Below are 20735 nucleotides of genomic sequence, written 5' to 3' on the forward strand. Positions count from 1 at the left end.
TAGGCTCCAAAAAATCAATTTTTATGGCGGTAAAACTCTCCAACAGTATCGAGTAAAATTCAGGGATTAAGAACAATATTAGTCCCGCAAAATTTCCTCGTACCTTTGTCCCGCTCGCTCCCAGGTGTACTCCGATTCCACCATCGCCCGGCCATTATGGGACAGTTGTTCTCGCAGAGAAGGATCATCGAACAACCTAGCGATCGCTGTAACGTACTCAGCAACACTATTAGCCCGCAGCGCCCTAGGGGGAATTCCCTCTGCTGCCACCGTTAAACCCTCTAAACCGCGATCGCTGGCGACAATCGGAATCCCCGCGGCCATGGATTCTAGGGTTTTGGTCTTGATTCCCAATCCCACCCGCAGGGGAACCACACAAACGGTTCCTCGGTGTAAATATTCCACTGTCGAGGGAACGGTCCCCGTCACCCTCACACCGGGATACTTGGCCAGTTCGAGAACTTCCGGTGCTGGGTTGGCCCCCACTAGGGTTAAAGTGGTATCGGGATATCGCTGTTGAATGACTGGCAGGACTTCTAAAGCAAAAAAACGGGCGGCATCGATATTATGGGTGGAACTCATGGCACCGACAAAGACCAAATTATGACCGCCGGGATCCCGAGGACGATAGGGAAACAGGGCTAAATCCACGCCATTAGGCACGATATCCACCCGTGCATCCGGGAGGATTTTTAATAATTGTTCGCGATCGTAATCGGTAGTAGCCACTAATTGCGAAAACTTGGCACAGTAACGTTTTTCGTACTGATAGAGTAAGGGCAGATAGAGAAAATCCCGCAGCGGATAGGCGGAGGCTCCTCTATCTAAATGATTGCGTGTCCAACCGTACACGGAACTGTGAATATCTACTACTGTTTTGACTCGCTGACGGTATTCCGGCTGGACAAAAATCTCGCTGATACTCTGAGCGCAGATAATTACATCACATTTTTGCTGCTCGACGTATTCATCTATTCGCTCTTGAATGAGCGGCGAACGATAACTAAGAACATTAGCAGGGGTCATCTGTACTATTGCCTCCAGAAAGCGCCCTGTTTTACCGATTAGTTTTGTCAGTCCCTTGCCTGGTTCGGGAATTTCCTGGGGCGGAAATAAGACAAGATGATTGGTAAAGGTTTTTAATTCTTCGATCTGAGTTTCTGTGACATTCTCCACCCGACGGGCAAACAGGGTGACATCGTGGTTTTGATGAAGACATTTGATCAGGTTAAAAGTCCTACCCTCGGTTGCCCCGCGACTAGGTGGATAGGGAAAGTTATGGCAAGAAAGGACTAATATTCTCATAATTCTATCTCGGCAGCGGTTTTTGACAATAATTCTACCGTTTCCTTTAGTTGGCTATATACGGGAATCTCAACTGGGTATTTCTCGATCTCCCCAAGGGTGACTTTTCCCCGTCCTGTTAAGAGCAATACGGGTTGACAACCAGCTTCTAGGGCGCATTCTAGATCGCTGGGCGCATCGCCGATAAACAACGAGCCGGCTAAGTCGATTCCGTACTGCTGGGCGGCTGTCAGCAGCAGATAGGGGGAGGGTTTGCGGCAGGGACATCCTTCGTCGGGATGGTGCGGGCAAATGGCAAGATCGTGAAAATGCACGCCCGATTGTCGGTATTCCTCAATCATGCGCCCGTGAATCGCCGCCAGATCGTCCCAAGTGAAATAGCCCCTAGCAAGTCCCGATTGATTGGTAATGATGATCAGCAGATAACCGGCATCCTGCCACTGTTTTAAGGCAGCCGCTGCCCCGGCGGGAATGCTCACCTGTTCTGGTTTGCTCAGGTAGGGGATATAGTCAATAACTACCCCATCTCGATCGAGAAATAAGGCTTTGTTCTTTTTCGCTCTATCTTCGCTTTTCTGGTCAGAATTGCCGGGAGGTGGCGGAGATGGGTATTTTAGATCGTCGTCATTGACGGAAATTGCGGGGAAAGGATTCATTATGTTGGACTTTTTAGAGTCAGGGACTAGAATTCTCAGTTCTTCTGTCAAGGACGAGAGCTTGAACCGATAGACAGACAAAATTCGAGGGATTGTCGCGATTTGTGCTAGTTTTCTCGGCTAAATTGCTTCTCTTTACTATCTAGATGTCAGGGTAGAGCAATCACGCCATATTATACGCCGTCAGGCCTTTAGGCTTTTGATTATATCAGCAGTATTGTCAGGAATTGTTAACATTTTTGTCCAGCCACACAAAAGGCCAAGACTGGCAAAGGTGGAATCCCCCGCTCAGAAATCCTCCATCCCGGCCAGAATATATCAAAAGTTTATTTACAAACAAAACAAATTGTGCTAAGGTTGGGGCGTTTGTGGTATATTCCCAGAGTAACTGGCAAAAGATCACTCTTTTGACTCGATTCCCGTGATCAATTCTACCATGCTAGGGGTTTTGTCCCCAATTAATGGAGAGCGATTCTGGTCTTTTGATACTATTCAATGTAATGACAGAATGATTGAGAGTTAAATTTATTCAACTAATAAAAATTGGAAAATCAAACCTATGCAAATGGTGGAAAAATCAAACAGAAAATTGGATAGTTTCCAGAGTGATCCCTCTCTGTCAATTTTAATCAAGACTGAATTGGAAGAAGCTTATAACCTGAAGAAAAAACTACTAACCGAGACAAAATATCTAGAAAAAATCCAAGAGATTTGCCAAGTATGTATCAATGCTTATCGCAACAACCACAAAGTATTAGTCGCCGGTAATGGAGGCAGTGCCGCCGATGCTATCCATTTTGGCGGTGAGCTACACGGCCGATTTCTGAAAGAAAGACAGTCTTTACCAGTTCGCGTCCTCAATAGCGATATCGCCAGTTTAACAGCGATTGCTAACGATTATGGTTACGAATATATTTTTAGCCGCCAGATAGAAGCGGAAGGAAACCCTGGTGATGTGTTTATCGGTATTTCCACTTCGGGAAATTCCGCTAATATCCATCAAGCTCTCAAAGTTTGTCAAGCAAAAGGTCTCACTAGCATCGGTTTAACTGGGGCGAAGGGATTAGCTCTAGAGGAAAAAACCGATTATTGTTTGATGATTCCTAGTACCAGTACCCCTCGCATTCAAGAAGGTCATGGTTTTGTTCTTCATACTATTTGTTTAGCGATCGAAGAAGCGCTCTTTCCTAACTAAAATCTCCTAGCAAAAAAATCAACCTAAACAGCCTACCTATGATCATCAGAACCAAAGCTCCTTTAAGATTAGGTTTAGGTGGTGGCGGCACCGATGTCGAGCCTTACTGTAGTCTTTATGGGGGTTACGTTCTCAACGCTACTATCGATCTCTATGCCTACTGTACAGTCACGGAAATTACTGACAAACAAGTAATTTTTGTTGCCGCCGATCGAGGAGAACAACAAATAGAAACCCTTCAGTTTCCTCTCCCCTATAATGGTGTTCTCGATCTGCATAAAGCGGTCTATAATCGTTTGATTAAAGACTTTAATCAAGGGCAACCTTTGCCGCTGCAAATCACCACTTTTTCCGATGCACCGGCTGGTTCAGGATTGGGTTCTTCTTCTACCCTAGCCGTGGCTATAGTTAAAGCCTTTGTGGAACTGTTAAAATTACCCCTAGGTGAGTATGATATCGCCCATTTAGCCTACGAGATCGAACGAATTGATCTAGGCTGGTTAGGGGGCAAACAGGATCAGTACGCTGCCACTTTTGGCGGTTTTAATTTTATGGAATTTTATGAACAAGATCGAGTCATAGTTAATCCTTTGCGGATTAAAAATTGGGTGATCAATGAACTAGAAGTGTCTCTGATCCTCTACTATACAGGCATTTCTCGCTACTCATCTCAAGTAATTGAGGATCAAATTCAGAATGTCCAAGAAAAAAATGATCAAGCGATTGCCGCTACCCATCAACTCAAAAAAGAGGCAATTCTCTTTAAAGAAGCACTGCTTAAATCAGATTTTATGGGGATAGCAGAAATTCTGAGAACTTCTTGGGAAGCGAAAAAGAAATTATCCAAATTAATTAGTAATCCGCAGATTGATCGCATTTATCGGGTAGCGAGGGAAACCGGGGCCTATTCAGGCAAAATATCGGGAGCCGGTGGCGGTGGTTTTATTATCTTTATGGTCGATCCTACCAAGAAAATCGAAGTAATAAAAGCTTTGAAATCAGAAGGAGGCCAAGTGATTAATTTTCATTTTACCAAATACGGAACCCAAGCATGGACATTATAGCAAATCAAGGATCAACGGGGAAGGATTATCCCTATAATCCTAAAAATAGTTTTTAAAAGATTGGCAATAATTCAAATTTTTGAGGTGTATCTATGGATGTAATTATTCTGGCGGGTGGGTTAGGAACCAGGTTGCGATCGGTGATCAACAGTTTACCAAAACCCATGGCTCCCGTTGCCGACAGACCTTTTTTAGAATATCTATTAGATTACCTGATCTCTCAAAAAATTACCAACAAATTTTTAGTTTCTGTGGGCTATGAACATCAGAAAATTATCAATTATTTCGGCGATCAATACAGGGAATACGAGCTAAATTATCTGATAGAAGATACACCCTTGGGAACTGGAGGAGCGATCCAGTTGGCACTAAATAAAATTGAAACCGAACAAGCATTAATTGTCAACGGCGATACCCTGTTTAATGTCAATTTATCCGCCTTAATTAATTTACATAATCAAAAGAAATCCCTGATAACTGTTGCTCTGAAGCCGCTAACTGACTTCGATCGTTATAATAATGTTCTCCTAGACGATGACCAAAAAATTATCGGGTTTGAATCCAAAAAATATCAAGATAAAGGCTATATTAATGGCGGTATATATTGTGTAGGGAAAAACATATTATCTAGCTTTGATCTGCCATCAAAATTTTCTTTTGAGGACGACTTTCTCAAAGTTTATACCGATAAAATTCCTATGTATGGCTTTATTTCTGACGAATATTTTATTGATATAGGCATCCCCCAAGATTACGAAAAAAGTCAGATTGAATTACCTGAACTTTTTAATTCCCGAAATCGGGTTTAACCTCGCGATTAAGAGACTTTTTGTTAAGAAATAATGAAGCAGAGGGCTCTTCTCGACTTTGTGTGATCATTTTTGCTTATGTAATCCTGAAGTGCTTATTTGGCAAGACTTTTAGGACTATTTTGCGGATATTCTATCAGTATAGACCTCGTTTCCACACAGAAACCAGAAGAGCCAGCAGAGAGTAGTTAAAGAGGAAACCCTGACAGCATATAGCTTATACAGCCAACTTCAATTGAGCCTAGTAATGGATAAAGCCTATCTCGGTGACTTGAGTGATTAGGAAATAAAAAGAGATTGGTAAAGTATAATACAATAATTATTCATGCTTTCCAGAGACTTTTGATTTTGGTCTTGATGCCATTGTATAACTCCTCGAAGACAAGATTCCAGAAATAACCATACTGGGGAAATCGCTTGACCAGTAAAGCATCGGAAGGAAAAAGAATTCTGGGGGTTTTCATGGAGTAAGGTCTGACTATATATCTTATTTGACTGGGTTCGGGCATCCAATGACCGATATACATATCTTTTTGAAAAAACTTCGCTTGCAGAAATAACCCTAAAGCTCTATCAAATCCCCAGAGAGGCAACCAAGTTAAAATTTCTCCTATCCGCATACTGCGGACAAAATCATCTAAGGCTTCTTTCACAAGGGTTGTTTTCCAAATATTATTGGCTCTTCGGGACTTGTTATGGTTCGATAGGGGGGCATAAATAGACTAAATCCTTATCTGGCAAGAGACTTAATTGATTAGTTCGCTCTAGATCAAAAATAATTGACAAAAATTGCTAAATGCCTTTCTCTATAAGGGTTCCATCTCTTATAACCTCCGTCCATTGCATAACACAAACCGAAGAGCCATATTATTATTGAAAGGTTCTAGATGATAGCCATGAAAATCTTTTCTTTTGGCGTAGGGCCATAAAGCTAGTCTTAACTCGAAAGGATTATCTAGGGGAGCGATAGGAACTTCCACTAAATCTTGGTATTTATCTTGTCTTTTTCTAGAGATATTTAACCGATTGATAGCGGGTAGCTCTGGCCAGGGAGCTTTAATTCTTTCCTCATCGAGATAATCAATTCCCCCCTTATGGAGACGTAAGAGCCAACTTTGGGGAAAATTATCAAAGTAATCTTTCGCTAAGGCAACCACTTGGGGATGCAAGAAATCATCATCATCGAGAGCCAACACATATTGACCAGAAGCATTGAGAAGACCGACGGCTCTCTGGGCTGTTTCTCCCTGATAAAGACTATGAAAAATTTTGACTCTGGGGTCTTCTACGCAAGGGGTAACTGCCCCGGGAGGATAAACCCAAATAAATTCTACTTCCCCTTGAATTGCCAGAAGTTGTTGCAACCAATATTCGGAAAATTTGCCCAGAGTTGGAGTAACGATTGATAGAATTGGTGAGTTGATCATGATTAGCTGACTATCCCTCTTTTCCTAGTCGATAAAGTACATATTTTTGGGGAACTTCCCTGAGATTGGTAATCACCAGATTCCACATATATCCATACGGGAGCATTTCACCTTTGTAGTTCCTAAATTAGGTTTTATGTCAAGCTATTTTGAAAGCCTTGCTAGAAGCCAGTTTTAGCGACAGGTATAATTACTCGCTTGCATAAATGAGATGCTCCCTATCCATAAATAAACTAACGATATATTTGCAGGTTGCCTGTACCATTTGAGGGAGCCAGACTTTTTTATCAAAATTTTTAGGATGAGGGCTGTGATGATCTTTTCTTTCGCGCACAAAGCACATCAAATCTAACTTTCTCTTGTCAAAAGGAACGATGGGAATTTCCTTTAAGTAGCCACTTTGAGCGTGGATATCCTGATTTTTGGAGCTTTTATCCCACACTGGCAGTTCTTCTATCCGGGGCAGCGGTTGCCAGGGAGCGGTCAGTTCTTTTGTTTCCCCATACTGAAATCGCTTAGTACAGAGTCTCATCACCCAGCTATCTGGAAATCGCCGGAAATACTGTAGAACCATGGTCAAGGTATCGGGATGGAGAAACTCATCACAATTAATGGTTAGTGTGTAAGGTGCTGTCGCATTCATCAATCCACTAATTCTTTGAATAATTTCTCCCCGCAAGGGACTGACTATTTGCTGTACCCTGGGGTCGGAAGTGGGATACTTAGGCGCTCCTGGTGGATGAACCAGGATAAATTCTACTTCTCCCTTGACCTCGGTCAGCGCATTAAACCAGTGGTCAGCGAATCCTTCTCGGGTCGGAATAACAATTGATAGGCTTGGTGTTGACACCTTGTCCATAATAAAAAATTTTTTCCTCTATTTTTTGATGCCATTGTATCATAGTTCTCCAGCAACAAGGAAAATTTCTGGAAGATCAGAAGGCTGAGAGGTCAAGAGTGGGAATTCAAGAGAAGTAAAATCGATATTCAACTTGTTTCCCATCCTAAAATCTGATTTCTAGGTTTTTTTATGCTTGAAAAATTAATTATGCCTCAAATCCGAAGTATTGGTAGTCTGAGAAGCTTATATAGGGTTTGCTGAAAAAGTTTTTCGTCGGGGCAGGCTTCGGCAGTGAGACTTCGGACGTTCGGCGAGCTCAGTCGGGCTGCGTGAGCTTTTGTCGAACGCTCAGCCGAACGGGTGTGGGGTGTAGGGTTTTAGCGATTTTTATCTGGTCAATTATACTAAATCTGTTGAGTATAGGCTAGTTATGAGGAGAGGCACTCATGCAAGAGGCAAAAGGCAAAGAGGAGAATAAATAATCAGTTTTTAATAACCGGATTTAGTATTACCTAATTTTCAGGGAAAAAGTATCTGAATTTTCCCGCCGATCATTCCTAGATATGGTACTTTTTGATTTCCAAAAAGTCTAAAAGTTTTAACCAACAAGGTTTTTAGATTTATTCACCAAGCCCTAGATAGAACCTATCTAAAAATTAGAGATGATCATGATGGCAAAAAACGGCGATTTAGCTTAATTGAGGGCAATTACTGAAAAAATGGGCTCTTCTCGACTTTGTGTGATAATTTTTGCTTATGGAATCGTGAAATGCTTATCGGGTAACACTTTTAGGACTATTTTGTCGAAGAAACTATCAGTATAGACCTCGTTTCCACACAAAAACCAAAAGAGCCAAAAATGATGATAATCAACTTGAATTCTCAAAAACGGGTTTAAAATTGATTCATAATTTCCATATAAATATGTTCTAACTGTACCGTCTGACGGGCGATAGAATCAATATTAATGCCATCGAATGCCTGGATAATCTCGCTTAATTCTAGATGTTCATGTAACCAAAAAGCTAAATCTTTGCCGTAAAATTTGGGAGTAAATCCTAACTGTTTCCCTCGATTTATGGCTGCTTCCTGATCCTGGGTATCCATGATAATAATTTCTTTAGCGGGAATGTGCTGACGCAGCTGATTTAAATTACCTTCGGCAATAATACGACCTTGTTTTAAAATTCCGATACGTTGACAGAGACGCTGTGCTTCATCGAGGAGATGGGTAGTTAATAAAATTGTCATTCCCTGTCGCCGTAATTCTCCGATTAAATCCCAAATTTCATAGCGAGATTCGATATCTAAACCGGTAGTTGGTTCATCAAGAATTAATAATTTTGGCTGATGAACAATAGCCACAGCAATATTCATCCGGCGCTGCATTCCACCGCTTAAAGTTTCCACTGGACTACGAGCGCGATCAAGCAAATTTACTGCGGATAAACTGGCTTTAATCCGATGACGACGCTGGGGGCGATCAAGTCCATAAATCTGAGCAAAAAAGTTGAGATTTTCCTCACAAGTAAGGGATTTGTACAATAAATTTTCTTGCGGTGCAACCCCAATTAATTCTTTAGTAACTCTCGAAATTGGCAAATAATTAAAGGTAATTTCTCCCGATGAGGGTTTTAATAAATTACAAATTAAGTTAATAGTGGTGGTTTTTCCCGCACCATTGGGACCGAGTAAACCGTAAATTTCTCCCGCTTCAATATGAAAGTTTAATTGATCTAATACTAAGCGTCTTCCGTAATTTTTTTTGACATTACTAATAGTCAGCATTTTTAATAAAGTAACAAGGATAGTCAGGCTTTTTTAGGCCATCAGCCGTCAGCTAGGTAATAGTACGAATAACAGGGAAATTGGCTAATTACACTGAAAAACTAAGAAGCTGAATAACTGATGGTGGGTTACGGCGAATAGATAAATTAATGATTAAGTCTGATAATTTGTCTCCGCCTAACCCACCCTACCTAACTGATAACTGATAACTGATAACTGATTTACAATCGGCGTTCAAGGTTTAACATTTGTCGATAGGTAAGCCAACCACCTGCTACCATAGCTAGGGCAAAAAGACAGAGAAAGCGAAAATGAGAGCTAATATCTTGGAGATTTTCACCCTTTGCCCAAACAGCAATTAAAGCTTCATTCATGTGGTAGATCGGGTTATATTTAGCCAGAGATAGAATATTGTCGGGGAATAAAGCAGTCGGAAGAAAAACGCCGCCTAAAATTAATAAAGGAACCCCAAAAGTTCCCACCAAAGCATTAACATCTTCTGTTCTTTTCGCCAGTTGAGTACCGAGGATAAATCCTAAACCCACATAAGCGGTGATACTAAGAAAAATAATTAATAATTCTAGAGGAATTGAGCCTTTAAAAGTGGCTCCATACTGTTTAGCAATAGAATAAACTAAAACTGTCTGACAGGCGGCAATCACACAATGGGCGAGAAAAATGCCGATAAAATAGGAAACACCGCTTAAAGGCGATAAAAATAACCGTTTAATCGTTTGTTGTTCCCTTTCTGCTACCACCGTAGCCACAGTTCCCCCCAAACAACTAAAGAAAAGTGCCGCCCCAACGAGGGTGGGAGGAGTAGCCAGAGCCATCGCCTCAGCAATCTCAATTTTGCCTTTTTCTGCCATAATATAGCCATTTAAGAGCAGGACAAGGATCGGGAAAATGCCCCAGAGGATTAAGCTACGCCCGCGCCGGATTAATTCCACTAAAATTCGTTGAGCGATCGCTAAAATTTCCTGCCAATATTTCATAGAATGTTAGTGTAATTGTTTCTCCCTGTAGAGAAATAAGTTTTTCTACTTTCGACTTAGGCTTATTGTAAGTGTTCCAGAGCTTGATCGGCACGCAATCTTACCACTATTTCCGCTTCTGTCTCCCGAATCTGTCCTAAAAGTTCCCGAATCGCCCCGCGAAATGCCGCCGCCGCAGTTCCTAACCCCTCCAATCCGACAATCGCCGCATATCTAACCACCCACTCTGGATCCCCTTGCGAAAGTTTCTCCAGTGCCGCAAAAACCGCATTCTGAGCATCAGAAACCCGACTTTTCTCCAAATCAGACCAAATTATATTTCCTAAGCCCCTAGCCGCCCCTCGCCGCACGCTAAAGGAAAAATCACTCACCGCCGCCTCAAGTAATAAGTCCAATCCTCGCACATCGCCAATTCCTGCTAGGGCGCGGGTTGCCCAAGCTCTTGCCCCATAATTATAACCGTCTAGGTTGGCCAGTAAATAGGGAACCGCCGCTTTGCCAATGGCGATTAAACCATCCACGGCTGCCACGGAGGCACCGGGGTTATTATATCTCAGGACATCGGTGAGGGTAGGTATTGCCGCTTCACTTTTGGCGGCGGCTAAGTTTTCCACGGCGGTTAGTAACCCATTGGCTGAGTCGGCTTTTTCGACGGCAATAATTAAAGTCTCAACGGTGGGAAGCATTGGTTATTAGTAGAGGGGATGAGAGGTTAGGGGTTGGGGAGTGGGGAGTGGGGGGTGGGGAAGTGAGGAGATAGGGAAGTGGGGAAGTGGGGAGTGGGGAAGTGGGGAAGTGGGAGAAGGGGAGAATAAATAAAAATAATCTCCTGACGACTGATTCCTATATCCTAACCCCACTAACAAACTTTTAAAGATAATTTTATCGCCAAACTTTTTTCTGTAAAATCTGACTAATTTCTTGGGGAAAAGGACAATCATCGGGAAAGTTAAAGGATTGATAATCGGGGCTATCTCGCAAGCTTTTTAAAGCCGTGGCATAGCAATCTAAAAATACTTGCTCCCAGTAGGGTTTTAAACTAGGAGAATCGCTCAAAAGTTCTTCTAGTTCCCGTTGACTGCGCCTAATAGTTTCTTGCCAACCTCGATAATCCTCAACGTAATCAGTATAGCAAAGTTTGAGGCAGTGTTCTAAGATGGTCGTTAACCGGTTGCGGAGTTCACGTTTTTGACTTCTGCCCAAACTTTCTATCTCCTCGATCAAGTTTTCCCAGTCAACTTTATCAAAGTTTTTTTGTTTTAACAGAGTGATTGTTTCGTTCAGCCAGCCAACATAATCGGTTTGAATTAGCATAAAAAACTCTGGATTCTATCGGTTTTAATTTAGATAAAAAATAACCAATTGTTGATTACAATAAACCATCCATTAAAGTGAGAATTTCGGAGATATTTTCTTGGCTGGAATTGGTTTTTAGATAGTTTTCTAAAAGTTCCTTGAGAGCAACCAGTTTCAGACTATTTTCCGCCAAAGTTTTAGCGATCGCAGGAGCAGCCGGCAGATAACCCGTAGCGCCTAAATCCATTAAAGCAGAACGACGCAGCTGTAATTCTTCCCCTTGCAAGGCATTAATCAGAATATCGCCATAGTAGGAGTTAGCTGTGAGTTGATAGAGGGCGCGGGCAGCCGCATAACGCACTTTTTCGACGAAATGCTGTAAAAACGGCTCGATCAGGGGAATCGCTGCCGTCGCTTGCAGGGTTCCCAAGGCTTCGATAATCGCCTCGTAGGGTTGGACTAAATGGGGTTTTCCCGCCACTAAAACAGCCACTTTGATGCCACCCTCTAATAGTTTCTTTAAAGGTGCGATCGCTCTTTGATCCTGAAGCATTGCCAATGCTTGGGCAGCCGATTCGCGCACATAATAATCTTCGCAGTCGAGACAGGCAATCAAAGCGGGAAGACAACTGAGATCATCTAATTTACCTAAAGCGCTGGCGGCGTTGCGTCGCAGGGGATAACCACCGTCAGGGGTGCGATCGCTTTCGTCCTCTAAAGCGGCAATTAACGCCGAAATCGCCTCCGGTTGACGAACACGAAATCTACCCAACCACCAGGCAGCATAATAACGCGCTCCTAGGTCTTCTCTTTGCTGGATATTAGCGATCGCTTGTTCAACAGTATAGGCCGGATTATCGACGGCAGTAGAGTAAGAATCGCTCATAGACAAGTGAAAATGGGTGTGGGGTGTGGGGTGTAGGGTGTGGGGTGTGACCCCCCCAACCCCCCCGACATCGGGGGGGCAGGGGGGGGCTGGGGTGTAGGGTGTGGGGAGAATAAATAAAACCTGTCTCCTGTCTCCTGTCTCCTGTCTCCTGTCTTGCGTCTCCTGACTCCTGACTCGGAGAATACTGATAACCGACTCAGTTTTTCATAGTTGCGGCGCCATTGCCAATACCAGAATAAATCAAACCCCGTTGAGCATCGAGACTAATGATTACCCCTTCGCGGATAATTTTCGTGGCATCTTTAACCCCGACAATCACAGGAATACCCAATTTTAAACCGATAGTAGCGGCGTGATTGTTCATCGCATTATCTTCGGTGATAATTCCGCCAGCTTTCCGCATCATATCCACATATTCGGCGCTGGTGGTGGGAACGACTAAAATCTCCCCACTACTAAAACTACCCACTTCTCGGGCATTATGGGCCACTCGCGCCCGGCCACTAGCCACACCCTGGCCGATACCCGTACCTTTGCCCAAAAGGGATTTTACCACTTCCACTTTAATTAAATCCGTGGAACCGGCCACCCCTTGCAGAGTTCCCGCGGTCATCACTACTAAATCACCATCTGCGAGGAGGTTATTTTCCTGAGCAAGATTCATCGCCACTTGAAAAGTTTGGCTGGTGGAGGGTAAATCGAGTAATAACATCGGTTTTACACCCCAAACTAGCTGTAACTGCTGTGCCACTTCGCGATGGGGAGTAACGGCTAAAATCGGGGTTTTGGGGCGAAATCGGGAGACATTACGGGCAGTAGAGCCAGTTTTTGTCAGGGTAATAATTGCCGCTGCCCCCAATTGTTCGGCAATTTGACTGACTGCCGAGGAAATAGCGTTAGGAATCGATTGTTTATTGTTAGAGCGAGCGGCACTATTGATCTGTTCCCGTTCGATCCTTTCGGCAATGCGGGCCATGGTTGCCACCGCCTCAATGGGATAATGACCTACAGCCGTTTCATTAGAAAGCATGACCGCGTCAGTGCCATCTAAAATCGCATTAGCTACGTCCGAAACCTCGGCGCGGGTGGGACGAGGATTACTGGCCATACTATCAAGCATTTGAGTGGCGGTGATAATCGGGATGCCTAGCTGATTAGCGGTATTAATCAGGCGTTTTTGCAGGATTGGCACGTCTTCGGCTGGTAATTCTACTCCTAAATCCCCCCTAGCCACCATCACACCATCACAGAGGGATAAAATTTCCCCCATTTCCTCGATCGCTTCGTGTTTTTCAATTTTAGCGATTACGGGGATAGATTTACCCGCACTGGCGATTAATTCTTTAATTTCGAGGATATCTTGGGGATTACGCACAAAACTAAGGGCGATCCAATCCACATCCCACAACAGTCCGAACATTAAATCTTTTTTGTCCTTATCGGTTAAAGCTTTTACCGACAGATAAACGTTGGGAAAATTTACCCCTTTATTACTGGATAAGACACCCCCAACCACCACGCGACAGGACAGGTCTCCTTTCAGACGATCCACGGCTTCCACCCGCATTTCGACCTTACCATCATCGAGGAGAATTCTCGAACCTTCCGGGACTTCTTGGGCAAGAGAGGGATAGCTAATGGAACTTATTTCCTGATTACATTCCACATCCCTAGAAGTAAGGATAAAATGTTCCCCTGGTTTCAGGGTAATCGACCCACAGGCAAATTTACCTAAACGAATTTTTGGTCCCTGCAGATCCTGAAGGATGCCAATCGGTTGATTGAGTTCAAAGGCTAACTGACGGATCAGGTTAATGCTGTGACGATGGTAATCGTGATCGCCATGGGAAAAGTTTAATCTAAATGTCGTCGCCCCCGCCTTGATCATCTGACGTAATGTTTCCTTATTTTGCGAGGCTGGGCCGATCGTGGCCACAATTTTAGTGCGACGGGGGAAAGACAGAGAGTGCATAGATAAGCAACTAAATAGGCGAAGTAAATATAGCAGCGTTTGGGACGCTCCGATCATCTTCTCATAAATGGTTATATCCAGTGAAAAGTTAAAAGTAAAAAAACGGTGAGATCTACAAATCCCACCGTTTTTTCAAGTCCGTCAACTCAGCTTAGAAACGGAAAGTTGTCCGGAGAACACCAACAAAAATGGTGTCGTTATTACGGTTGTTAGCATTGAAGATCGCATAAGCACCGGGGGTAATCAGAATATTTTTGGTGACTGGGAACTTATACTGAGCTTCTACCATGTAGGAAGTGCCATCTTCCTTGTCGGAACGGGGTACTTGACCACCTCCAAGAGAAAGGGCCGCACCTTCGGCAAAGAGATCGAGAACGGAAAGGTTAAGGTTCCAAGACCAGATGTTAGTGTTATCATCTCCGATCGCATTATTAACACCAGTAGCCGAGGCATTGGCATAACCCCCCCATGCCGCTAGATTTAAGACTCCTGGGATAACTTGGGCACTCGCCTGAAGACCGAAACGGTTAGCAGTAGTACCAACGTTACCAAAGGGACGCTCAGTCAGAGGGCTGCTGACGTTACCGAATAAACCAGAACTCATACTGGCCGCAGTTTGATAACTGTAAACATAGACGAAGTTAATATCGGCAAATTTGATGAAGGAGAAACCAACCTGAGCACCCGCACTGTAGGAACCGTTAAATAAACCGCTACCCGGGTTAGGATTGCTGGCTCCATTAGTCCCACCATCAGCTAGGTAGGTTCCTGTGACTTGGAAAACATCCCCGATATTAAATCTGACCGCCGCACCAACACCAGAAGGACCACGGAAGACGATGTTATTGTAGCGTTGACCGCGAGATAAAGCACCTGTACCGCTATCGGCGAGGAAGGGGTTCGCCGTAATAAAAACGTCATCTAGGTTTAACTGGTTAGCACCAACCCAAACGGTGATTTTACCGAAGGGAGTACCGATGGGAGCGCGGTAGAACAAGTCATCGATGGTGACATCGTTGTCACGACCGTCATCGTATGCTAGACGGGTCATGTTGGTTCTCGTCGGACCGTTTTGGTTGAAAGTGGTGTTAAAGTTACCTGCTTGTAAACGGGTTCTTAACAAATCTTTACCGGTGAAGCTGGTTTCAAAGTTGAGTCGTACCCGGTTATTAAACACTGCTTGGGTCTGATCTTGATTGCTGCCATCAGTAACTGTCCCGTCGGTATTGGTAATGGAAGCTTGACCACCCCAGCTATCGGCGATACTGAAGATTACCTCGCCTCTGAGTTTGGTGGTGGTGGAAAATTGATTGTTTTCCAAGAAAGCAACGCGCTGTTCCAGGTTATCTACTCTAGCCCCTAAAGCCGCTAGTTCGCTTTCAAATTCTTGAACAAGACGTTTTAATTTATCGATATCTTCTCTGAGTACCCCGACTCCATCTTGAATTAAACGTTCCATAACGTTTAAACAAGCGTTTAAACCTGCGGCAAATTCCCAACGAGTGGTGGCGCGATCACCGCGGAAGGTACGGTCGGGATAACCAACGATACAACCGTAACGTTCCACAAGACTTCTTAATGCCTCGTAGGCCCAAGCGGTGGGAGATACGTCCCGCAGTTGGTTAACGCTAGTCACCTGGGACATGGAACCTTGATAGACACCCGTATTAATCTGCTGACTATTTTGGGCACTCTGAATACGATCGAGTTGTTGTTGCGCAGCTGGATCAATTTTAAGTTGAGGTGTCCCCGGTATAGTTTGAGCCACTGCGCTGCCAGCAGCCGCCACGGAAGCACCTAATACTAAAGGAGTTACCTTTACTAAATTCTTGAATAGTTTTGACATGGGTCAATCCTCACACCTTATTTTATGGATTGAATGGACTATGAATACAAACAGACTATATGTTTAGCCTGAATTATACTGATATTCTATGCTAATTCCCCCTTGGCTGGGTTAAGTTAATTTTATGATATGACAGAAAAATTTCTGTCTGAATCTTATTAAGATTAGGACTTACGCACTTGACAAATTAACCATGATGTGCATCGATGAAAATCTCTCCTTTCAGACTTAGCGATCGCTAAAAAGTGATCAAGAAATCAGGTTAAAATGCCCGAAACCCCTTTATCACATTTAGTCAATCCTGTCAATAGGCAAAACCTAAAGATTTTGTTAAAATATCAGCCTTTTCAGTTATCAGTTATCAGTTATCAGTTATCAGTTGACTGATTACTGTTCACTAGACCTCTTGCAAAAATCAAAAATCTGACCTTAGGTGAGGAGTCAGGCTTCGGTCGTGAGATCAGCCGAACGGAGCCAGTAGCTGGTCGTCAGGAGAATTAAGAATGAGCATTAATCAATTAAATGCTCTATTTAGTAATTTTATGCAGTTTTATGCCTATTTTTCTCATTTTCGCACTCTCAAAAATTAATCATGCAAGAACTCTACTGATCACTGATAAAATCTCCGCACTCCCCTAACAGTAGTTGTGTGAACGAGGGTGGTTAATATATTGCTGGACTTTGGGGTTAGAATATAGCTCGATGCCTAGAGTTAAAAACAGCAGGATTGCTTCTGAAAGCTGACGGCTAGAGATAAAGACTCGATTCTTAAATTTAAGCACCGAGAAGGGAGATAAAAATGGTCAATTTTGGGCTGAATTCGGCCAGTATCTTAGGAATTTTTCTGGCAGTGGCCGGAGCCGGGTTATACTTCCTGCGCTCGGTGCGGCCAGAACTTTCCAGGGATCATGATATATTTTTTGCCGCCGTTGGTTTACTGTGCGGTTTAATTCTACTTTTTCAAGGGTGGCGACTGGATCCGATTTTGCAATTCGGACAATTTTTGCTGACTGGGGCAGCGGTGTTTTTTGCCTTCGAGACGGTAAAATTACGGGGTTTAACCACGGAACAGGCCCGCCGCGGCACGTCTTTTGTGGATGAACGTCCTGTCAGTCGGGAATATCGGGCCGAATTGGAACCCCTCGACACCTACGAACCGGAGGAACGTTACGAAGATAATCCCCGTTTACGCGGTTACGATGATCCTCGCTCTTCGCGCACTTCTACTTCTAGTTATCAGGACGAGGAACCCCGCAGCACCCGCACCCGTCGGCCGGCCGATACTAGCACTCGCAAAACCAGTAATCGTCGTCCCCGCAATAGTTCCCCCACTAGCGATCGAGATGTTTATGATCAGCGCCGTAGCGGTGATGATTGGGAAGAAACCAGTTCCCGTCCCCGTCGTCGTCCCGCTAGTGAAGAGACGAGCAGTAAACCGCCCCGCACTAGCCAAAAACGTCGTCCTCGCCCAATAATTGAGGATGATCCGCCATTTAAAGGGGAATACGTCGATTATCAACCGATCGATCCTAGCGATACAAGCGATCGAGACGATTGGGAGAGACCGGATAATAGTGAACGGGAGTCGAGTAATGATCATCCGACTAGGTTTGATTATTAAGGATTAGGTCCAATGACCAAAGCTCCCTTTTTGCCGTTGATCTGCTTGTTTTTAGGGGTTATAGGCGGTTGTAATCTCAATAACCCCGGTTTATCTACAGGAACCCTCAATAGTCGCTATAATGACGAAAAACCTGCCCTGAGCGGTGATGGTCGTTGGCTTGCTTTGCTGTCTAATCGTCGCGGTAGTAATCAGATTCTGCTGTATGATTTGCAGACAAAACAATACCAGACCCTAGGGGGATTATATACTGGTCAAGAAATTACCGATAGCCCTAGTTTAAGCCAAACGGGGCGTTATCTGGCTTATGTGGTGATTATTGAAGGTCGTCCCGTCATCGCTTTATATGATCGCATTACCGATCGTTCTGAGTTATTGAGTCAAAATTATCGCGGTTGGTTGCGAAATCCCCGTCTTAGTCCCGATGGTCGTTATCTTGTCTTTGAATCCGCTCGTCGGGGACAATGGGATGTGGAGGTTCTTGATCGCGGTCCGAATATCGAGTTAGATATTGCCGATGGCAGTCCCGTTGAAAATCCCAAACCGTGAAACGTCATTAGACCTCTTGTAAAAATCAAAAATTGTTGTTAGGGTCAGTAGTCGGTCGTCAGGAGTCAGTAGTCAGTAGTCAGGAGAATTAAGAATGAATAATAATCAATTAAATGGTCTATTTAAGGATTTTATGCAATTTAATCCTTATTTTTACCGTTTTTGAACCCTCAAAAATTAATTATGCAAGAGGTTTATTTTTTTATTAGTCTTGTTGCTGTAATTAGTTTGTTAACTGGATGTGCGGGTTATCCCAGTTTATTGTCTTTTCCTTTCGATCGAGGGGGGAGAAGTTTAAACAGTGCTGCTAGTGAATTAACTCCCTATCTTGCCTCTCGCTATCTCGTTTTTGCCTCCGATCGCAATGGTTCCCAAGCTATCTATCTTTTTGATGCCATCGATCGCCGTTTACTGCCTTTACCCGGCCTAAATTCTCTCGATCAGATCGCTTCTAGTCCTTCCATTAGTGAAGATGGTCGTTATATCGTTTTTACTGCTAGTCGTCAGGGAAAAACGACTATTTATCTGTACGATCGACAAACTGAACAGAGAAGGGAAATTGCTCCCGATCTCCTCGCGGAAGTACGCAATCCGATCATCAGTGCCGATGGTTCTAAAGTGGCTTTTGAAGCGGCAAAAAATGGGCAATGGGATATTATGATTTACGATCTATCCGGACGGGTATTAGTCAATGAAAATCAGTGATTATTAGACCTCTTGTAAAAATCAAAAATTGTTGTTAGGGTTAGGAGTCCGTAGTCAGTAGTCAGTAGTCAGGAGAAGTAAGAATGAATAATAATCAATTAAATAGTCTATTGACAGATTTCATGCCATTTACTCCTTATCTTTGCCCTTTTTGAACCCTCAAAAATTATCTTAAACCCATAGCTTTTAGTCGATGTTCTAGAAACTGTTTTCCCTGTTTTTCCCCGTCAGCGATCAGACGCTGGATATTGGCAGGAGAGCGATCGAGTTTACTTTCATAGTTGAGACTATTGGCTAATTCCGCCGACATTTCGATCATAGGAATATGGTAATCTCGATCGGGATCTTCTGGGAAAGATTTAGGAATTTTTAATGGTTCTGTTAAGGCGATCTCGCTCAAAAATTCCTCTTTAAAGGCTCCTTTGAGAAATAATTGATTGAGAAACTCAATCTGATCGAGACCTTGAAATAGGGAAACATTGCCTTCTAATTCATTACGGCGATCAGCAATATCATCGGATTGCACGGGGATCTTATCTCTGGAGGTGGGATTAATTTTAATTACCCAAATTTCATCGGGAATATTTTCGACTCCAACAAATTCACGGCGAATTAAAGAACGGATGGGGGGATTATCGGAAAATAGTCCATCCCAGTAGGCCATAGTTTCAATGGTGACAGCAGGAAAAATGTTAGGAACACAAGCAGAAGCTAGGATATGTTCAATTTTAACTGCTTCCTGGCGCGAGTTAAATTTACTTAATTTTCCTGTCAGGACATTACAGGCCCCCATTAATAAAATTGGTGGTTCTGGTTTAGCTCCCCAAGTGGCTAATTCCGAGAAATCAATATGCGCTCTTAGTAACTGATCAAAGTTGGTAAAGCGACTGCGTAAACCATAGGTAGCTATAGAAAATAAGGTTTTAGTAATCGGAGAGGAAGGACTGAGATTATACTGGGGAATTAATCCTTTGCTGGCTAATTCTAGAGCTTTAATAGCTGAGTCATTAAATAGTTGTTCTTGGGGAGTTCGAGCGCTATTATCTTCCCAAAAATCAATCATTCTTTTCCAAACGACGCTATCACCTTTTTTGAGAGCATACCAGGTGAAAAAGGCACAGATAGCACCCCCAGAAGTACCACTGAGACTGACAATGTTAAAGTAATCTTGCACTTTATTGTCAAATAATGCTTTCAAGGCGCCGGCAGTAAAAGCAGTTTGACTGCCGCCTCCCTGACAAGCGATCGCGATTTTGGCTTTCATAAATATCCTTGTCTCCTGAATGGCTTCTATCTAAGTCCTAAGTAGGGAGGCACAATTATTTGTAGGATGGTTTAGCGGTAGCGTAAACTATGCGGGCGTTGGGTTTCATGCTTCAACCCAACCTACGTTCATCTTATATTTAATTCCACCCACCTACTTAGGGCTTTAATTTAAGGTTAATTGAAAACTTAGAATCGGATGCAAAAATATAGAAAATTTTCTGATTTTCATAGAGCTGCTCGGGAGATGTTGCTATCACTTCTAGAAAAGAACAGGGTTTCAAGGGAATTTTCTAGGCAATTAGCTGAAGCCATCAGCCTTCAGCTAGAGCAAGGCGATAATAACTAGAAAAATGGCTAATTAATCGGATAAATAAAAACTGATAACTGATAACTGATAACTGATAACTGATAACTGATAACTGATAACTGATAACTGATAACTGATAACTGATAACTGATAACTGATAACTGATAACTGATAACTGATAACTGATAACTGATAACTGATAAC

At 43.3% G+C, this 20735-nt stretch carries 19 protein-coding genes and 1 pseudogene; 6 read left to right on the forward strand and 14 right to left on the reverse strand.

Translation table 11 applies throughout. From position 1 onward, the window contains the following. Positions 1-78: 78 nt before the first annotated feature. Both IM515_RS07875 and IM515_RS07880 read right to left on the reverse strand, forming a co-directional pair. Positions 79-1305, reverse strand: coding sequence for a glycosyltransferase family 4 protein (locus IM515_RS07875; RefSeq protein WP_287627880.1), 1227 nt, complete (start codon positions 1303-1305; stop codon positions 79-81). After that, positions 1302-1961: a D-glycero-alpha-D-manno-heptose-1,7-bisphosphate 7-phosphatase gene (locus IM515_RS07880; protein ID WP_287627881.1), complete on the reverse strand. Its 660-nt coding sequence runs from the start codon at positions 1959-1961 to the stop codon at positions 1302-1304. The genes IM515_RS07875 and IM515_RS07880 overlap by 4 nt, the downstream gene beginning before the upstream one ends. A gap of 559 nt (positions 1962-2520) precedes the next feature. Here IM515_RS07880 and IM515_RS07885 point away from each other — a divergent pair. The 3 genes from IM515_RS07885 (at position 2521) to IM515_RS07895 (ending at position 5029) form a co-directional block, all read left to right on the forward strand. After that, positions 2521-3156, forward strand: a complete 636-nt coding sequence (locus IM515_RS07885) for a D-sedoheptulose-7-phosphate isomerase (protein ID WP_287627883.1) — start codon at positions 2521-2523, stop codon at positions 3154-3156. A gap of 38 nt (positions 3157-3194) precedes the next feature. Beyond that, positions 3195-4220 (forward strand): GHMP family kinase ATP-binding protein, encoded by a 1026-nt coding sequence (locus IM515_RS07890; protein WP_287627885.1) that lies wholly within the window; start codon positions 3195-3197, stop codon positions 4218-4220. 92 nt (positions 4221-4312) lie between these two features. Beyond that, positions 4313-5029, forward strand: coding sequence for a nucleotidyltransferase family protein (locus IM515_RS07895; RefSeq protein WP_287627886.1), 717 nt, complete (start codon positions 4313-4315; stop codon positions 5027-5029). A 323-nt stretch (positions 5030-5352) separates the two neighbouring features. Here the strand turns inward: IM515_RS07895 and IM515_RS07900 are convergent, their stop codons facing one another. The 10 genes from IM515_RS07900 to IM515_RS07945 form a co-directional block, all read right to left on the reverse strand. Beyond that, complete coding sequence (locus tag IM515_RS07900) at positions 5353-5682, reverse strand: hypothetical protein (protein WP_228020771.1); 330 nt, start codon at positions 5680-5682, stop codon at positions 5353-5355. A gap of 171 nt (positions 5683-5853) precedes the next feature. Continuing rightward, on the reverse strand, positions 5854-6456 hold the full coding sequence (locus IM515_RS07905; RefSeq protein ID WP_228021056.1) for a glycosyltransferase family 2 protein: 603 nt from the start codon (positions 6454-6456) through the stop codon (positions 5854-5856). Positions 6457-6646: 190 nt separating this feature from the next. Continuing rightward, the gene (locus IM515_RS07910; protein WP_287627887.1) at positions 6647-7315 is read right to left on the reverse strand and encodes a glycosyltransferase; all 669 of its coding nucleotides are present in this window, start codon (positions 7313-7315) and stop codon (positions 6647-6649) included. 876 nt (positions 7316-8191) lie between these two features. Then, positions 8192-9085: an ABC transporter ATP-binding protein gene (locus IM515_RS07915; RefSeq protein WP_185240312.1), complete on the reverse strand. Its 894-nt coding sequence runs from the start codon at positions 9083-9085 to the stop codon at positions 8192-8194. A gap of 221 nt (positions 9086-9306) precedes the next feature. Beyond that, entirely contained in the window at positions 9307-10080 is a 774-nt protein-coding gene (locus IM515_RS07920; RefSeq protein WP_002768757.1) for an ABC transporter permease, read from the reverse strand. A gap of 62 nt (positions 10081-10142) precedes the next feature. Next, positions 10143-10766: a C-phycocyanin alpha-cysteine-84 phycocyanobilin lyase subunit CpcF gene (gene cpcF, locus IM515_RS07925; protein WP_287627888.1), complete on the reverse strand. Its 624-nt coding sequence runs from the start codon at positions 10764-10766 to the stop codon at positions 10143-10145. A gap of 196 nt (positions 10767-10962) precedes the next feature. Next, positions 10963-11394 (reverse strand): DUF29 domain-containing protein, encoded by a 432-nt coding sequence (locus IM515_RS07930; RefSeq protein WP_287627889.1) that lies wholly within the window; start codon positions 11392-11394, stop codon positions 10963-10965. Positions 11395-11449: 55 nt separating this feature from the next. Next, positions 11450-12262, reverse strand: a complete 813-nt coding sequence (gene cpcE / locus IM515_RS07935; RefSeq protein WP_287627890.1) for a C-phycocyanin alpha-cysteine-84 phycocyanobilin lyase subunit CpcE — start codon at positions 12260-12262, stop codon at positions 11450-11452. Positions 12263-12461: 199 nt separating this feature from the next. After that, the gene (gene pyk, locus IM515_RS07940) at positions 12462-14237 is read right to left on the reverse strand and encodes a pyruvate kinase (RefSeq protein WP_002768751.1); all 1776 of its coding nucleotides are present in this window, start codon (positions 14235-14237) and stop codon (positions 12462-12464) included. Positions 14238-14388: 151 nt separating this feature from the next. Next, entirely contained in the window at positions 14389-16083 is a 1695-nt protein-coding gene (locus IM515_RS07945; RefSeq protein ID WP_287627891.1) for an iron uptake porin, read from the reverse strand. A 799-nt stretch (positions 16084-16882) separates the two neighbouring features. On the opposite strand from IM515_RS07945, the gene IM515_RS07950 reads away from it, so the two are divergent. The 3 genes from IM515_RS07950 to IM515_RS07960 all read left to right on the forward strand — a co-directional run bounded on the left by IM515_RS07950 (position 16883) and on the right by IM515_RS07960 (position 18958). Next, a complete protein-coding gene (locus tag IM515_RS07950; protein ID WP_287627892.1) occupies positions 16883-17704 on the forward strand; it encodes a Ycf66 family protein in 822 nt (273 codons plus the stop codon). Positions 17705-17716: 12 nt separating this feature from the next. Next, positions 17717-18253, forward strand: a complete 537-nt coding sequence (locus IM515_RS07955) for a TolB family protein (protein WP_002768738.1) — start codon at positions 17717-17719, stop codon at positions 18251-18253. A 183-nt stretch (positions 18254-18436) separates the two neighbouring features. Then, positions 18437-18958, forward strand: a complete 522-nt coding sequence (locus IM515_RS07960) for a TolB family protein (RefSeq protein WP_002768737.1) — start codon at positions 18437-18439, stop codon at positions 18956-18958. A gap of 166 nt (positions 18959-19124) precedes the next feature. On the opposite strand, the gene IM515_RS07965 is transcribed toward IM515_RS07960, so the two are convergent. Next, entirely contained in the window at positions 19125-20222 is a 1098-nt protein-coding gene (locus IM515_RS07965; RefSeq protein ID WP_287627894.1) for a patatin-like phospholipase family protein, read from the reverse strand. A gap of 313 nt (positions 20223-20535) precedes the next feature. After that, a pseudogene (locus IM515_RS07970) lies at positions 20536-20735 on the reverse strand (hypothetical protein); the annotation flags it as partial.

Source organism: Microcystis sp. M44BS1 (genome assembly GCF_020244875.1).
GTDB classification, from domain to species: Bacteria; Cyanobacteriota; Cyanobacteriia; order Cyanobacteriales; family Microcystaceae; genus Microcystis; species Microcystis panniformis.

What these genes read in the sequence shown, in the direction of transcription:
- IM515_RS07875 (WP_287627880.1), bottom strand. Translation starts at nt 1,305, where the DNA reads ATGAGAATATTAGTCCTTTCTTGCCATAACTTTCCCTATCCACCTAGT.
- IM515_RS07880 (WP_287627881.1), bottom strand. Translation starts at nt 1,961, where the DNA reads ATGAATCCTTTCCCCGCAATTTCCGTCAATGACGACGATCTAAAATAC.
- IM515_RS07885 (WP_287627883.1), top strand. Translation starts at nt 2,521, where the DNA reads ATGCAAATGGTGGAAAAATCAAACAGAAAATTGGATAGTTTCCAGAGT.
- IM515_RS07890 (WP_287627885.1), top strand. Translation starts at nt 3,195, where the DNA reads ATGATCATCAGAACCAAAGCTCCTTTAAGATTAGGTTTAGGTGGTGGC.
- IM515_RS07895 (WP_287627886.1), top strand. Translation starts at nt 4,313, where the DNA reads ATGGATGTAATTATTCTGGCGGGTGGGTTAGGAACCAGGTTGCGATCG.
- IM515_RS07905 (WP_228021056.1), bottom strand. Translation starts at nt 6,456, where the DNA reads ATGATCAACTCACCAATTCTATCAATCGTTACTCCAACTCTGGGCAAA.
- IM515_RS07910 (WP_287627887.1), bottom strand. Translation starts at nt 7,315, where the DNA reads ATGGACAAGGTGTCAACACCAAGCCTATCAATTGTTATTCCGACCCGA.
- IM515_RS07915 (WP_185240312.1), bottom strand. Translation starts at nt 9,085, where the DNA reads ATGCTGACTATTAGTAATGTCAAAAAAAATTACGGAAGACGCTTAGTA.
- IM515_RS07920 (WP_002768757.1), bottom strand. Translation starts at nt 10,080, where the DNA reads ATGAAATATTGGCAGGAAATTTTAGCGATCGCTCAACGAATTTTAGTG.
- cpcF (WP_287627888.1), bottom strand. Translation starts at nt 10,766, where the DNA reads ATGCTTCCCACCGTTGAGACTTTAATTATTGCCGTCGAAAAAGCCGAC.
- IM515_RS07930 (WP_287627889.1), bottom strand. Translation starts at nt 11,394, where the DNA reads ATGCTAATTCAAACCGATTATGTTGGCTGGCTGAACGAAACAATCACT.
- cpcE (WP_287627890.1), bottom strand. Translation starts at nt 12,262, where the DNA reads ATGAGCGATTCTTACTCTACTGCCGTCGATAATCCGGCCTATACTGTT.
- pyk (WP_002768751.1), bottom strand. Translation starts at nt 14,237, where the DNA reads ATGCACTCTCTGTCTTTCCCCCGTCGCACTAAAATTGTGGCCACGATC.
- IM515_RS07945 (WP_287627891.1), bottom strand. Translation starts at nt 16,083, where the DNA reads ATGTCAAAACTATTCAAGAATTTAGTAAAGGTAACTCCTTTAGTATTA.
- IM515_RS07950 (WP_287627892.1), top strand. Translation starts at nt 16,883, where the DNA reads ATGGTCAATTTTGGGCTGAATTCGGCCAGTATCTTAGGAATTTTTCTG.
- IM515_RS07955 (WP_002768738.1), top strand. Translation starts at nt 17,717, where the DNA reads ATGACCAAAGCTCCCTTTTTGCCGTTGATCTGCTTGTTTTTAGGGGTT.
- IM515_RS07960 (WP_002768737.1), top strand. Translation starts at nt 18,437, where the DNA reads ATGCAAGAGGTTTATTTTTTTATTAGTCTTGTTGCTGTAATTAGTTTG.
- IM515_RS07965 (WP_287627894.1), bottom strand. Translation starts at nt 20,222, where the DNA reads ATGAAAGCCAAAATCGCGATCGCTTGTCAGGGAGGCGGCAGTCAAACT.